The following is a 14,299-nucleotide window of genomic DNA, read 5'->3' as shown; positions in this document are numbered from 1 at the left end:
GATCGGATGATACCCGGCCGGAAGAGAAGCAGCACGTCGACGATGAACTTCGCGTCCGCTTTTCGCTTGCCGTATTTCTTTAGCCGCGCGTGATAGGCCTCCATCAGGTCTCCTTCAATGTAGTCCAGCATTTTTGGATCGCAGTACCAGCGGAAGAACTTCAGGAAGAGCAGGGGAGGATGGGCAACCGGTTTGTTCATAGGGCTCAACTCAGCAAGTTGGTTTGCAAGACGGTTTTTGGGATCGCTTTCCACAGCTCGTCGCGCGTCTCTTTGGCATACAGCATGGCCTTCTTGCCCATGGCGGTGATCTCGAAATACTGCCTGGGTCGGCCCGCTCTTTCTTCAGTCGATTCGCCTGCGTATGACCGGAGATAACCCTTTTCTTCCAACCGCTTCAGTGCGGTGTGGAGCGCACCAAAGCTGACGGTGCGCGAAAGCCTGGATTCGATCTCATCTTTTATCGAAACGCTATAGGCTTGGTTGTTCAAAATTCCGATGGTGAGGATCACCACTTCTTCAAATTCGCCGAGCTGGTACTTTTTCATGAACGAATATACTCTAAATGTAGGTATAATAGCAATAGCGCCAGACTTAAAAGTGACGTCTGCGCTACCGGGGGGAGGGGTTACTCGTTTCTCAACGTCCTCGCCGGGTCTGCACTGGCTGCCTTTAAAGATTCATAACTTACCGTCAGCAAAGCGATCGCGATGGCGCCGAGACCGGCGAACGTGAAGATGGATACATCCAGGGGCACTTTATATTCAAAGGCCTGCAGCCATTGGTTCATGGCATACCAGGCCAGGGGAGCGGCGATCACAAAGGCCAGCAGCACCAGCTTGACAAACTCCCGCGACATCATTCCCATGATCTGCATCACACTGGCTCCCATCACTTTTCGCACGCCGATTTCTTTGAGTCGTCGTTCGGCCATGAAAGAGGACAGTCCATACAGTCCGAGGCTGCAGATGATGATGGCGATGGCCGTGAAGTAGGTGATGATCTTAGAGACGCGCTGGTCTTCCAGGTATTGCTTCTGAATATTGTCATCGAGGAAGGTATATTCAAAGGGCGCATCGGCTACCTGGCTTTTCCATACTTCTTCGATGCTGGAAACCGCCTCCGACAGACCGGAGGAGTTGACGCTGGCAATCAAATAGCCGTACTCATTCGCATTCTCGGGGATTTGAAAAACGATCGGGATGATGGGATCCTTTAATGAAGTTTGGTTATAGTCCTCGGCAACGCCGACCACCTGGAAGGGATAGTTCTTTCCCTGCCAGTCGAAATAGAGCTTTTGCCCGATCATTTTTTCCGGCTCGATACCGAATTTCTTTGCCGACGTCCGGTTGATAATGAGATTGCCTTTGGAATCCGCCGCACGGTTGGTGGTGAAGGGCCGGCCGGCGATGAGCTTGATGCCCAGCATCTCCATGTAGCCTGCGTCGATGCTGTTCAAGCGGTTAAGAATAGCGTTGTCCATGCTGCCGCCTTCCATGTAGAAAGCCATGTCGTTAAAGATATTATTTCCAGGAGGATAGCTGGTGGCCGAAACCGCCTGGATGAAGTTCATTTTTTCGAGCTCTGTTCTCAAGGATTCATATTTCTTTTTTCGCATCCGCCGTGCGAAGCGGGATGATGATCTTTGCTTCGGGATTAAAACCAAGATCCTTGTGCTTCATGAACGAGAGCTGGCGCGAGATCACCAGCATGCCGCAGCCCAGCACGATGGCCACCATAAATTGAAGCACCACCAGGCCCTGACGCAGGCGTCCCGAGGTTTTGTTCATGGTGAATTTTCCTTTCAATACGGTTGCCGGCTGGAACGAAGAGATGTAGAACGCCGGGTAGCTTCCTGCGATCAACCCGGTGAGGACCATCAGCACCAGCAGGGCCGTCCCAAAAAACAAGACGTTCTCCTGGTTGAAGGCGATGGCTTTGCCCGAAAGTTCATTGAATAACGGCAAGGCTACCAGCACCAGGATCACGCTGATGAGCATGGAGATCGCCACCACCACCATGGCTTCGCCGAGGATCTGCCGGATCAGGCTGCCGCGGAACGCTCCCATAACTTTCCTGATGCCGATTTCCGATGCTCGTTTGGTGGCCTTGGCGGTGGAGAGGTTCATAAAATTAATACAGGCCAGAACCAGGATGAACGACGCGATGGAAACGATCGTATAGATATAGGTGATCCGCCGGCTCTTGTCCACGTGCGATCTCAGGTAGATATCTTTTACAGGTTCCAGGAACAAGGTCTTGGTGATCCCCAGGGCTTTCATATCTTCCGAACCGTATTTGATCAAAACCTCGTTGATCCTTTTCTCCACTTCCTTCGGCGAATGCCCCGGCGCCAGCTTGATGTAACCCCCAACAAAATTTTGCCCGGCCCATTCGTTGGCTGCGTTTTCATTTTTCCGGATGTATTCACCCGACCCGCCTTCGCTCATGACGGAGGTAAAGAAATTTGCATCCAGGAAGGTTTTCTTGGGCTTATAAACGCCGGTGATCTTATAGTTGACCGGAGTGCCCCCTTGGGTGATCAGGATACTTTTATCCAGTGCCGGTTCATCGCCAAAAAGCTTGCGTGCAATGGATTCGGCAATCACCACAGTGTTGGCATCGGCCAGCGCTTTCTTGGGAGTGCCTTCAATAAAGTCAAATGTAAGCACATCGAAGAGCGTAGAATCGGCCACGAAGGCGTTCGACTCGTAGAATTTTTTGTCTTCGTACTGGATCAGGTTTGCACTGCCAAAGGTGGGCACGATGCGGGCGGCGGCTTCAATTTCCGGAAGCTCATCCTTTAGGGTCATCGGGATCGGGGGAGAGACGCTGCCCAGTTTGTCAAAGCCTACCACGTTGGCTTCAAATTGCGTATCGATCCGGTACAGATCGCTTAATCGCTCGTGGTGGCGGTCATATTGAAATTCGTCCTCAACATACAGGGCCAGGAGCAGGCAGCAGGCCACGCCCAGGGAAAGCCCACAGATGTTGATGAGGGAGTAGGCCTTCGAACGCATGAGGTTGCGAAAAGCGATCTTGAGGTAGTTCCGGAACATAAGCATAGGGGTTTGGGGGTCTCTTGCCAAATTGGTGCCATGCCCGATAACGGCCCGGATATGACACATTCCAAGACCGGCCGGTCACACTAGTGAACACAACTGACCGGAAATGGGACTGTGGAGGTTCGTTTAAAATCCGGTAAACCAGATCGTTTCTGCTCCATATTCTTTTCAGCATTTCGCCCGCTCCGGCGTTGATTCAATTAATAATTTGAATCACAGAGATTTATATGGATCGGGCAGATTCGTGCAGGTTTTGGTCGGAATCTTTAATATTCAATCCATTGATTATTTAAATATATTGCCCGGAAAACGTTTTTCGAATGATAAAAAAATCTACGGTAGACGACATCCTTTTTGGTAAGGTAGCTACCCTGATCGAGCAAAAGCTTAGCGAAGTTGGTTTCAAATATCAAAAGTCAAAGAAACAGTTCCTGCGTCAGCATAACGGCTTCGACCAGGTGATCAAGATCGGGGCAGGGAGCAGTGCCCTCTATTACGACGAGGCTGCCGAAGATATCTACCTTACATTTTATCTCTTGCCAGGCTTGTCTTACCCGGCGTATGAAAAGTGGTTCGCCCAACATTCCGGTAAATTTTCAACGGCCTCGCTATATGAGCATCCCTCCGTCAGTTTAAAAGCACGTCTCGACTTTGAGGATTTCAACCCGGACAGCTTCTATACGCCCACGGCCTCACAGCAATTCAAGGCCAATGTGGTGCGGGCACTGAGCGGTCCGCTTGATGCGGATAAGTTTATTCCGCTTCCAGAATTTTTAAATGGTCAACTCGCTACACTGGTTGCCGATCTCACGGAGCATTCGGATGTCCAAAAGATCTTTGACACCAGAAAGTATCCACTGGCGCACACGTTCCTGTTGGTTTTCGCGGGCAAGACAGACTTGGCCAACCAACAGCTCGACCTTACCTATGAGGCCTACATAAACGGGATAACAGAAAAATTGAAGGTATCGAACCAGGAAGCAGCGCGCGACCTGGAATCGTTCGACGGATTTATCGATCGCGCGCAGAAGCTGGCGCAAAAAACGTTCTCGAATCCGTTCGTTCGCGGGGCAAAGCGGCTGGCAAACCAGAACGAGCATCTGAAGTTATCGGAAAAGACCACGTTCGTTGAAGCGTTGAGACTGGATCTCTCCGAATTCCAGGTGCGCTCTTACCTGGTGAACAAGAAAGGAGAGTCGATCGTGCTGACGGATGATTACCGGCTTATGAAGTTTGCGCTCGGTGGTGAGGTGCTTCTCGATGTAAAGCTCGAATCCCAGGAGGGCTTTGGAGATTTCTTCAACCTGACGGCGCGCGATCTTGAAGAAACCGACGAGTTCTTCATTAATAATTTCATCATCACCAACGACAACCAGGTGCTTACCCTAACGCTCCCTGCGGAAAAGAAGAAAGGAAAGCACCTTCCCTCGCCACACATTGAAGATCTGGCCTATTTCGCCAGGGAAAACAAATACCTGGTGATCTTCAGCGGAAGCCTGTTGACGTATTCACGCGAGGGTGTTTTGGAAAAAAAAGAGCCCACTTCGACTAAAAGGATCATAGCCGCTAAGGAATGGCTGATCGCTGCGGATGAGAAAAAGGGGAATGTCATCAGCGACTTTCAGGGACAACCGGTGGGAGAATTTGAATATGCACATGGAAACCGGGAATGTACCTTCTCCGGAGACTTTCAATACATGACTTGCTACGGCTACTCGATAAAGTCACAGTTCTACGATCTGAAGAACGACAAGAAGTCCACGCTTTGGGCACATACTACGTTTGTAAAAGACTACAGGGAAGTGTTGTATAACGACGTTGGCCATAACTTTGGGATGGAGATCGCGCGTTTTTCACCCGACAACAAATACCTGGCCGGCGCGGCCTACCATGGAAAATACGTGGCCTGGACCTTGCCGAAGCTCGACCGAATCGAACTCATTCCACCACCGGAAACTTTCGAACTTATGGCCCGGCGCGACACGATCTATTCTCCCGACGGCAACCAGGAGCGCGTGAAGTTACCCCATGTCGTGGAACTGGACGGCCATGTGTTTTTTAAAAATTGGGAAAATATACCCGTCTCGATTTTCTTTATTGACAACGGCGATGCCTTCTGCATGAGCATTCCCGAAAGCAAGCTGCTGTTGATCTGGGACCGGAACTTTAAGAACACAGGCTATTTAAAAACAGACGGCTCCGTGCAACTCCACGGCGATCACTTCATTTCCAGGTTCAACAAGAAAGGCAAAGAAGGGAGTGAGCTGATTGTTTATCGCAAGTCGTCATAGGATTATTTCTTCCATCGCTAACCGTGGCGGTCGTATTGAAATTTGTCCTCAACAAGGATTGAGCCTTTCGTGATCAAGCCTTACTCTCGAATTCCTGCTTCATGACCTGCCGGATCTTGCGGCGATGCATGCTGCCCCATTCGCTCAACACGGTCAGCACGGGGCGAACCGTCAGCGCGTAGTCGGTAAGCTCGTACTCGATCACGATGGGGGTTTGGGTATAGACTCGCCGCCTTACAAAACCATTGAGTTCAAGCTCTTTCAATTCCGACGCGAGCACTTTCGACGAGATGCCGGCGATCGTGCGCTGCAATTCGTTGAACCGGCTTTTACCGTGCATCAGCGCGATGATAATGCGGAGCTTCCATTTTCCGCCGATGACATAGAGCGCATCGCCGATGGCATTCAACTGCCCCTTGCACTCCGCGTCATCCTCCAGTACGGTCTTTTTTTTGCGATCTTCCATGGTATCCATTTGGCGCTTACCAAAAGGTAACTGCTTACCTCTGGTAAAGTGGTTACTTTTGGTAAGCAAAAATACGAACTTTGGTGTTGTAGAGGAAACAAGGAGCAACGAATATGAACTACACAGAAAGAAAATTAACGACGGTATACACCCCGGAGGCGCATCCCGGCTTTTTGGGCAAAGGACATACGGCAAAACCCGTCATCGACATCGAGTTCTCTAAAAGCGACCCGTTCATTATGCTGATGGACGACATCCTCGACAAAACCGACCACATCCCCGTTGGCGGGCCGCATCCCCACGCCGGGTTCGAGACCGTGACCCTGGTGCTTCAGGGCGAGATCGGGGAGGGCCCACACGCCCTGAAGACCGGCGACTTTGAAATGATGACGGCCGGCAGCGGCGTGGTACACACCGAGATCCTGGCCAAGCCCATGAAAATGCGCATCCTGCAACTGTGGCTGAACTTGCCAAAACAAGACCGGAAAGCATTGCCACGGGTACAGCGGTTAGCCGCCGATCACGTGCCCGTGGTGTCATCGAATGGTGTGAACATAAAAGTATATAGCGGCACGTTTGCGGGTGTTTCTTCGCCCGTCAAAAACCATACGCCATTTGTCCTGGCCGAAATTAGAATGGAACCGGGCGCATCGGCAACACAACGGCTTCCGGCCGACTTCCATGGATTCTTCTACGCGCTCGATGGCACCGTGCGCGTTGGTGCAAACCAGCAGGCCTTAGCGGTCGACTATGTGGGGTGGCTCGATAGCAGGGACGAGCCCGGAGACAGCCAGGTAACACTCACGGCCGGCGACGCGGGTGCCCATTTCGTTTTGTATGCCGCCCAGCCTCAGCATCACCAGATCGTCTCGCACGGTCCGTTCATTGCCGATAGCCTGGATGACATCAAGCAGTTGTATGCCGATTACCGGGCAGGGAAGATGGGGCACATCACGGAAGTGGCTGCTGAGCAACAGCTTTCTTATTAAACGGTCCTTGTTCAGCTAAGCGATGGATTGGGCTGGACAAATCATTGAATTGATCAACCTGAATTTCCAGAATTCAATCACGAGCCCATCATGCCGGCGTCATAGCCTGCGTGGTGGGCTTTTTTATTTCAGCACTCAGGGCGCATTTAACCGGTCACAACGGGTAAAAGACATTTCACCAAAATCCACTTGATAACGAGAACCTAATGGGTTATTTTGGGTTATACGCTAATCCCGTGCGCCATGGACCTCATCATCAACAAAAAAAAATATTCCGTCAATAGTACTCCGGAAGAGTCATTGCTGAATGTCCTGCGAAACGACTTGGATCTGACCGGTACAAAATACGGCTGCGGTGAAGGTTCTTGTGGAGCATGCACCGTTCTGATCAACGATGTGGCCGTTCGTTCATGCATCACAAAAGCAGCTAGCGTCGAAGGAAAAGCGATCACTACCATTGAAGGACTGGCGACTAACGACAAGCTGCATCCTGTTCAGCAAGCTTTTCTCAACGTCGATGTGTTTCAATGTTCGTATTGTGCTTCGGGCATGGTGATGTCAACCGTGTCGCTGCTGAAGAAAAAACCGGAACCCACGGATGAGGAAATCATCAACGGGATGCAAGGCAATGTGTGCCGGTGCGGAACGTATCCGAGAATCATGAAAGGAATCCATGAAGCCATAAAAATCCAAAAGAGCTGAAGATGGCAAAGAAATCAAACGAATCCGTTTTTGCTCCCGAGCAATACGAACTTGCCGAAAGGCCATCCCATTATTTTACCATGAACAGACGGGATTTCTTTGGGATCCTCGGAAGCGGCATTGCCATAACCTTCGCCGCGGTCAATACCGGTTATGGGCTATCAATTGAGGGACTGCCGGAAAATCAGATCGGCGCCTGGCTGCACATCGCCGAAGATGGCGCGGTGACGATCTATAGCGGCAAAGCGGAAGTGGGGCAAAATATCAGGACATCGCTGGCACAGGTGGTGGCAGAAGAACTTGGTGTTGAAATGAAAAAGATCACCATGATCCTTGGCGATACCGCGCTGACACCTTATGACCGCGGCACTTTTGGAAGCCGGTCAACCCCTTACATGGGGCCACAGCTGAGAAAAGCTGCCGCTTCGGCACGCGAACTGATCCTGGACCTCGCCGCAGCCGAATGGAAGGTTGATCGTTCCCTGTTGTCTATCAACGATGGCAACGTCACGAATAAAAACACAAACGAGACGGTCAATATTGGCAAGATCGTCAAGGGAAAACAACTCGTCCAGGCTGTCGATGACAAAGTGGCCTTGAAAAAGATCGATGATTGGAAGATCGCGGGCACTTCTGTTAAGAAGGTGAATGGCGAATCGTTTGTTACGGGCCGGCACAAATATGTGTCCGACATGAAACTGCCCGGCATGTTGTATGGGAAAATTCTGCGCGCCCCAGCCTATGGTGCAACCCTGATTTCTGCGGACCTTTCCGAAGCAAAAAAAATAACCGGTGTTGTTGCCGTTCATGATGGAGACTTCGTTGGCGTGGCGGCCGTTGATCTTTCGACTGCGAACAAAGCTTTACAGTCGATAAAAGCGGAATGGAAGTTCGAACCACAGCCCTCCCGAAAAGAAATATTTGATCACCTCAGAAAAACGAGCAAGGCTGACGATCGCGCTGAAAAATCAGGAGACGTGTCATCCGCATTTTCGAAAGCAGAGGTCAAGATCGGACAAACCTTTAACGTAGATTACATTGCGCACGTGCCGCTTGAGCCACGCGCCGGTGTCGCACAGTGGGAGGGGAGTAAGCTCACCGTGTGGGCCGGTACGCAGCGCCCGTTTGGTGTGCAGGAGGATCTGGCCGATGTGTTTCAGATTCCTAAGCAGAACATCCGCGTGATCCAACCCGATACCGGATCGGGCTACGGAGGCAAACACACCGGTGAAGCCGGTATGGAAGCGGCGAGACTCGCGAAAGAAGCAGGGAAGCCGGTGAAAGTAGTTTGGACGCGTGAGGAAGAGTTTACGTGGGCCTATTTTCGTCCGGCGGGTGTAATTGATGTAAAGGCTGGCGCCGATAAAATCGGAATGCTCACCTCATGGGAATTTCATAATTACAATTCGGGCGGCTCGGGTATCGACACGCCTTACCAAGTTAAAAACAAGTTGATCCAATTTCACCCTTCCGACTCACCGTTGCGACAAGGTTCATACCGCGGACTGGCGGCCACAGCAAACAACTTTGCCCGTGAATCCATTATGGATGACCTGGCCACTGATCTCAAAATTGATCCCCTTGAATTCCGACTTAAGAATTTGTCGGAGAAGAGAATGATCGATGTTCTGGAAGCTGCGGCAAAAGCTTTTGGATGGGGCACGAAGCCGGAAAAAGATCACGGCTTTGGGATTGCGTGCGGGGAGGAGAAGGGAAGCTACGTTGCGGCATGTGCGGAAATCGTCTTCGACCGAAACGAAAACGATGTTAAGGTGTTGCGCGCTGCCGTTGCGTTTGAGTGTGGCGGCATCATCAATCCGAATCACCTGGAGAACCAGATCATGGGTTCGATCATTCAGGGGCTCGGGGGTGCATTGTTTGAACGGATCGATTTCAAGGATGGAAAGATCCTGAATCCAAAACTCTCGGCCTATCGCGTTCCCCGGTTTGGCGATGTGCCGAAGCTGGATATCGTTATGTTGAACCGAAAGGATCTTGCCCCGGCGGGAGCGGGAGAAACACCGATCATCGGCATTGCGCCGGCAGTGCGAAATGCTATCGCCAACGCTACCGGAAAAAGGTTATACGCACTTCCTCTTGTGCCACAGGGTCTGGAGGTATAACCGTGGAGCGGGCATGAACCGAAATCGCGATAGCTTTGCATTCTATTTTAGAACTTTTTATCTTGGGTAAAGATTCCTTGCCCCACCTGATCCAATCCGATCGCCAGCCCACTGGGAATCCAATCTGGTCTATTTTTATCGCTAAGCGCTTTCGATGGAAATAGCTTAACGCTCCCGACGAGGGACGCAAGTTCGCCTGCACTTTGCCAACTCAGTTGCCCGGCTAGTTTAGCAGCCGCGGACTCACCAAGTCCGTTATTTTCTGGGAAAGAATGCGGTCAAATAAACATTTGCCACGAAATTAAAAGTATGTTTAAAGGATACAAATTAGGAGCTATATCGTTTCGCTGGAATTATAAAGATCTGATAGCTCTTGGGTCTGAACAGTTTGATTCATATGGAAAGAAGGTCAAAAGCTCGCTTGATAGCTTTCTGTTGGTGGATGGTTCTCTAGATGCATCTAAAATAATAGACACATGGTTTCCAGGCATTGATGCTCATGTTTTCATTTCACACTCACATCAGGACAATGATGACGTACTCGCACTCGCTGGATGGCTGAAGAAACATTTCGGCATCAATTCGTTTATTGATTCCTGCATTTGGGGATACGGGAAAGATCTAATTAAACAGCTTGACGACAAATACAACGAAATAGAGCCAAATTTATACTCCTACCCGGAAGTAATTAACTCGGCTACCCACGTTAGCATGATGCTAAGCTCCGCACTCAATGTCATGATTGACAAAACGGAATGCTTAATTTTCTACCGGACTCCGAATTCCATTCAGCCTTTTGGAAGCAATAACACGACCCATTCTCCCTGGATTTATTCTGAAATAGCTTTCTCGAGCACCGTACGGCTCAATAAGCCGCCTCGCGTTCAACTCCTTGAGGAAAAAACTAAAATGCTGCACGAACAAAAAGATCATTTAGAGAAGGCTCAGGTTTTAAGATATACTGTCAATGACAAACACCTCAAAAAACTTGATGTAGAGACGCTTCAAAATTGGAGGCTGTCACACGTCAAAACTTCGGGTCCTTTGAAGGCATTGGATACATTATACGAATTAACGTTTCCTTTGAAAGATGACCGACCGCGTATTTTAGGCTAGTGACTAACGAACACGCTATTTGTAGTATTGACTACCTGACTTCAAAACGCTATGAAAACAACCTTTGACGACGCCACAAATGAGTTTATCAACAATTTTGCCAAGCAAATGCGAGATGGCAACGCTGCGGTCTTCGCCGGGGCTGGTCTTTCGGTCGCAAGCGGCTACTTTGATTGGAAGAAACTGCTCGAACCCATTGCCAAAAAACTTAAGCTAAACATTCAGGATGAGCACGACCTCACCGCATTGGCGCAATTTTTCGTAGACGATCGGGAAAGCAGAAATGATTTGACTCAAATTCTCGCGGAGGAGTTTACCCGAACTAACATTGTGCTCTCCGAAAACCACGATATCTTGGCTCGTCTGCCGATTGCCATATACTGGACCACGAACTATGACAATCTCATTGAACAAGCCTTGCGACAAGCGGGAAAATTAGCAGATGTAAAAAGATACCAGGCCGACCTGGCCATCAACATTCCCAAAAGGGATGCCATCGTTTATAAAATGCACGGCGACATTTCAGACCTTGCCAATACCGTATTGACGAAGCACGAATATGAAGATTATAATCTTACGAGAGAATTGTTCAGCAATGCTTTTAAAGCTGACTTTGTATCGAGGAGCATGCTTTTTATCGGGTTTAGTTTCACTGATCCCAATCTGGACTACCTGATCAGCCGTATTCGCACGATCCAACAAAAGCATTCAAAAACACACTACTATTTCGTTCGAAAAGACAAGGACGAGAAGGCCCATAATCGTCAAAAAATAAGAGCCCATTCACTGAAACAATATGGCCTCAGAGCGATATGGGTCAATGAATATGACGATGTTCCTGATATCCTAAAAGAAATAGAAAGCCGTTATCTGCGGACTTCCATTTTTTTCTCTGGCGCCGCCGAAGAATACGGACCTTTTCCAAACCCCGTTGACTTTATACAACAGCTTTCCATGCATTTGGCAAAAGCGGGATACAAGATCTTTACCGGCTTTGGCAAAAATGTTGGTACGCATGTTTTAAACGGCGTGCTTTATGCCATGATCGCGGAGAACAGCAAGCGGTTAGACAAGTACATCACCTTGAGGCCATTTCCTATGATCGGGCAAAACGATCGCATCGCGAAAGAAACAAAGGCTACATTTCGGGAGTCGATCATTAAAGAAGCCGGTATTGCGCTCTTCATTTTTGGCAATAAGCTTATTGACGGCAAACTTCTACTATCGCCAGGCATGAAGGATGAATTTGAGATGGCCTTGAACGCCGGACTTAAAGTCATTCCCATACCCACGACGGGTTACCAATCAAAAGAACTATACGACCTGGTCATGAATAACTTCTCCGACTATTATGAAGATTTTCCACAATTGAAAGAAGTTTTCGCGTCTCTGGAACAAAAAGTCTCTTCTTCAGAGATCATCGAAACCGTAAAAACGATTATCAAAACCTTAAATGAATACTAGACTGCCCCATAGATGTTCATTATTTCCATGCCTCAGATTTTTCTCGCGTTGTCCACCGAGGTCTTCCACTGAATGAGTTCAGGATATTTTTCATTCATCTCCACCGGATATTTTTTCATCATCTCAAGCGCTGCCGCTTCGAAGCATTCGCCGACAGCGCCCGATGGCCCTTTGGCGATAGAGGCTCCGAGTACGCTCTGAACTAGTAAAGGCGTTGAAGGGGGAGGCGGCGCGGGCTGTGGACTTGGATTGGTGAGGGCCACAGAAATGCTGCCTATGCCAGCCGCCTTTCGCTTTTCAACGGTATCGGAATAGGGTTTTCCCGGGGTGAATTTTTCTGCCATCAATTGAAGTACGGAGGTGTGATCCAGCAGTGTGCTGCATACCGATCCGCTTTGCACCAGCGGCGATGCGATGATGGCGGGTATTCTTGGACCTAAACTTTCAAACCGGAACGAATTGTCGGGAAGGTTGTAGTCAATCCGCGGTGGTGAAACATGGTCATAGAATCCACCGTGCTCATCATAGTAGACGATCATCACCGTGTTTGCCCAACGCGCAGGATTGGCCGCGAGCGCTTCATAGGTCCTTCTCAAAAAGTCCTCGCCCCATCCAATGGCCAGTGGCGCATGGTTGTCGTTTGGGCGATCGGGCCCCACGTGCGGAGCGTCTTGATAGGAGGGTTCTATAATGATCACCTCGGGCGCCGATCCTTCCGCTTCATTTTTCACATCGCTCGCCAGGAATTCATAATCCCTGAAATTGGAGCTGAGCACCAGGGGCCACAAGGAAGGGTAAAGCGCAAAGAAAGATAATCCATCATGGTAGACACGCCAGCGGACGTTATTGCGGTTCATCCAGCTAAAGAGGTTGGTATTGTCATCGATCGGGACTGCGGGGAGGTTGATGTTCTTGTGTTTGAACGTTTCGCCCGAAAAGGCAAATGTACGGTTGGGTTGGGTGCCGGTGGGCAACGAGCAAAACCAATTGTCGCACGCGCAGAACGTGCGCGCCAGAAAACTGGTGACCGGCACAAGCGCAGATTTAAAATATCCCATGGGCTCTGTCCGGGCATTGGGGCCGATGCCCGTAGAGGCTGCGTAGGCTTTCACAAAGCCACCCATCGTAAATTTCCTTTGCGCCTCGGACCAGGCGAGTTGTGCGGCCACTTCATCATACTCATGGGGCAGGTCGAACGGCAACCTGACATCGTTTCGGAAATTGTAAACCGGATAGGGATCACCCTGAAACGAATTTGAAAAACCTTGCAGGGGCTTTTTCAATCCATTCACCGGCAAAAGGTTTTCTAAACTCAGGTGCCCCAGTATGTGATCGAACGACCTGTTCTCAAACATGAGGAGCACGATCGTTTTAACATTGTCTAACATGACGTTATTTGTTTTTATGATAGATGATCGCTTGGATCCTCACTTCAACGGGAGCTTTCCCCGGGTCTGACTTTTCCTCGGGCGTGAGCAGGGATCGAAACTCCCAGGGACCGGCAAGGTTGAGGCCCTGCAAACCGGAAGACGGGATACTGTCACGCGTAAGTTCGATTTTCTTTCCTTCATGATATACCGTCCAGGGTCTGCCCATGGTGGATTTTACGGTCTTGATCAAAAAGAAATTTCCCCACCGGGAAGGGCTTTTGATCCCTTTGAAGATGATGCTGTCTTTTGTGAAAATCGCCTCATCAAAAACAATGGTGTTGCTGCTTTCCGGTGGCAAGACCTGCACGATGATCAGCCGCCGGGCCGGTTCTTTCTTTCCCTTTTTTACGAGGAGAGTGAGCTCTATGAATTTCTCAGGCTCCAACCCGCTTGAATCGATCACCTCATGAAAAAGCAGCATCGGCTTGCCCCGTACTTTCCAGTAAATTTCGAGCGAGTCATCCGAGGTGATGGTCTTGGTCTCTATGCCGGCAGACTTCGTGACAAAGGAGTCTATTTTAGGTTTGCAGGAAAAAGCAAAGATCGACAGGATGAACACCAGCGCGACAAAAGTTCTCCTATACCTTGAATCTGTCGCCTTAAAAAAATGACGCCGCAGGTTCGTGCGCATAACGGATGATTTATTTTTTAAGA

Annotated in this window: 12 protein-coding genes and 1 pseudogene; 6 read left to right on the top strand and 7 right to left on the bottom strand. The window is 49.7% G+C overall.

What is annotated here, in order from left to right; translation table 11 throughout:
* Positions 1-8: 8 nt before the first annotated feature.
* The 4 genes and pseudogenes from BUB30_RS35900 to BUB30_RS34500 all read right to left on the bottom strand — a co-directional run.
* Positions 9-200 (bottom strand): annotated as a pseudogene (locus BUB30_RS35900) (permease prefix domain 2-containing transporter); the annotation flags it as partial.
* A gap of 5 nt (positions 201-205) precedes the next feature.
* A complete protein-coding gene (locus tag BUB30_RS02200; protein ID WP_073130641.1) occupies positions 206-547 on the bottom strand; it encodes a PadR family transcriptional regulator in 342 nt (113 codons plus the stop codon).
* A gap of 80 nt (positions 548-627) precedes the next feature.
* Positions 628-1,617: an ABC transporter permease gene (locus BUB30_RS34505; protein WP_084137854.1), complete on the bottom strand. Its 990-nt coding sequence runs from the start codon at positions 1,615-1,617 to the stop codon at positions 628-630.
* Positions 1,598-3,058, bottom strand: a complete 1,461-nt coding sequence (locus tag BUB30_RS34500) for an ABC transporter permease (RefSeq protein WP_178376993.1) — start codon at positions 3,056-3,058, stop codon at positions 1,598-1,600. The genes BUB30_RS34505 and BUB30_RS34500 overlap by 20 nt, the downstream gene beginning before the upstream one ends.
* Before the next feature lie 326 nt (positions 3,059-3,384).
* On the opposite strand from BUB30_RS34500, the gene BUB30_RS02190 reads away from it, so the two are divergent.
* Positions 3,385-5,355, top strand: coding sequence for a hypothetical protein (locus tag BUB30_RS02190; RefSeq protein WP_073130639.1), 1,971 nt, complete (start codon positions 3,385-3,387; stop codon positions 5,353-5,355).
* Positions 5,356-5,428: 73 nt separating this feature from the next.
* Here BUB30_RS02190 and BUB30_RS02185 read toward each other — a convergent pair whose 3' ends face one another.
* The gene (locus tag BUB30_RS02185) at positions 5,429-5,821 is read right to left on the bottom strand and encodes a winged helix-turn-helix transcriptional regulator (protein ID WP_073134662.1); all 393 of its coding nucleotides are present in this window, start codon (positions 5,819-5,821) and stop codon (positions 5,429-5,431) included.
* Between the two features lie 113 nt (positions 5,822-5,934).
* Here BUB30_RS02185 and BUB30_RS02180 point away from each other — a divergent pair, with 113 nt between their 5' ends.
* The 5 genes from BUB30_RS02180 (at position 5,935) to BUB30_RS02160 (ending at position 12,215) form a co-directional block, all read left to right on the top strand.
* Positions 5,935-6,810 (top strand): pirin family protein, encoded by an 876-nt coding sequence (locus BUB30_RS02180; RefSeq protein ID WP_073130637.1) that lies wholly within the window; start codon positions 5,935-5,937, stop codon positions 6,808-6,810.
* A gap of 243 nt (positions 6,811-7,053) precedes the next feature.
* Positions 7,054-7,512, top strand: a complete 459-nt coding sequence (locus tag BUB30_RS02175; RefSeq protein ID WP_073130635.1) for a (2Fe-2S)-binding protein — start codon at positions 7,054-7,056, stop codon at positions 7,510-7,512.
* Between the two features lie 2 nt (positions 7,513-7,514).
* Complete coding sequence (locus BUB30_RS02170; protein ID WP_073130633.1) at positions 7,515-9,635, top strand: xanthine dehydrogenase family protein molybdopterin-binding subunit; 2,121 nt, start codon at positions 7,515-7,517, stop codon at positions 9,633-9,635.
* Between the two features lie 309 nt (positions 9,636-9,944).
* Positions 9,945-10,751, top strand: a complete 807-nt coding sequence (locus tag BUB30_RS02165; protein WP_073130630.1) for a TIR domain-containing protein — start codon at positions 9,945-9,947, stop codon at positions 10,749-10,751.
* A 51-nt stretch (positions 10,752-10,802) separates the two neighbouring features.
* Entirely contained in the window at positions 10,803-12,215 is a 1,413-nt protein-coding gene (locus tag BUB30_RS02160; RefSeq protein ID WP_073130627.1) for an SIR2 family protein, read from the top strand.
* A 32-nt stretch (positions 12,216-12,247) separates the two neighbouring features.
* Here BUB30_RS02160 and BUB30_RS02155 read toward each other — a convergent pair whose 3' ends face one another.
* Both BUB30_RS02155 and BUB30_RS02150 read right to left on the bottom strand, forming a co-directional pair.
* A complete protein-coding gene (locus BUB30_RS02155) occupies positions 12,248-13,603 on the bottom strand; it encodes an alkaline phosphatase family protein (protein ID WP_084137852.1) in 1,356 nt (451 codons plus the stop codon).
* A gap of 4 nt (positions 13,604-13,607) precedes the next feature.
* Positions 13,608-14,276, bottom strand: a complete 669-nt coding sequence (locus BUB30_RS02150) for a hypothetical protein (RefSeq protein ID WP_143164733.1) — start codon at positions 14,274-14,276, stop codon at positions 13,608-13,610.
* Positions 14,277-14,299 lie beyond the last annotated feature (23 nt).

Source organism: Chryseolinea serpens, from assembly GCF_900129725.1.
In the GTDB taxonomy this organism is placed as follows: Bacteria; Bacteroidota; Bacteroidia; order Cytophagales; family Cyclobacteriaceae; genus Chryseolinea; species Chryseolinea serpens.
The sequence above is the reverse complement of the archived record's forward strand: the minus strand, read 5'-3'. Positions and strand labels throughout refer to the sequence as shown.

Coding starts and splice junctions, on each gene's coding strand:
- BUB30_RS02180 (WP_073130637.1), top strand. CDS start 5,935: ATGAACTACACAGAAAGAAAATTAACGACGGTATACACCCCGGAGGCG.
- BUB30_RS02165 (WP_073130630.1), top strand. CDS start 9,945: ATGTTTAAAGGATACAAATTAGGAGCTATATCGTTTCGCTGGAATTAT.
- BUB30_RS34500 (WP_178376993.1), bottom strand. CDS start 3,058: ATGTTCCGGAACTACCTCAAGATCGCTTTTCGCAACCTCATGCGTTCG.
- BUB30_RS02150 (WP_143164733.1), bottom strand. CDS start 14,276: ATGCGCACGAACCTGCGGCGTCATTTTTTTAAGGCGACAGATTCAAGG.
- BUB30_RS02160 (WP_073130627.1), top strand. CDS start 10,803: ATGAAAACAACCTTTGACGACGCCACAAATGAGTTTATCAACAATTTT.
- BUB30_RS02170 (WP_073130633.1), top strand. CDS start 7,515: ATGGCAAAGAAATCAAACGAATCCGTTTTTGCTCCCGAGCAATACGAA.
- BUB30_RS02185 (WP_073134662.1), bottom strand. CDS start 5,821: ATGGAAGATCGCAAAAAAAAGACCGTACTGGAGGATGACGCGGAGTGC.
- BUB30_RS02190 (WP_073130639.1), top strand. CDS start 3,385: ATGATAAAAAAATCTACGGTAGACGACATCCTTTTTGGTAAGGTAGCT.
- BUB30_RS02175 (WP_073130635.1), top strand. CDS start 7,054: ATGGACCTCATCATCAACAAAAAAAAATATTCCGTCAATAGTACTCCG.
- BUB30_RS34505 (WP_084137854.1), bottom strand. CDS start 1,617: ATGCGAAAAAAGAAATATGAATCCTTGAGAACAGAGCTCGAAAAAATG.
- BUB30_RS02200 (WP_073130641.1), bottom strand. CDS start 547: ATGAAAAAGTACCAGCTCGGCGAATTTGAAGAAGTGGTGATCCTCACC.
- BUB30_RS02155 (WP_084137852.1), bottom strand. CDS start 13,603: ATGTTAGACAATGTTAAAACGATCGTGCTCCTCATGTTTGAGAACAGG.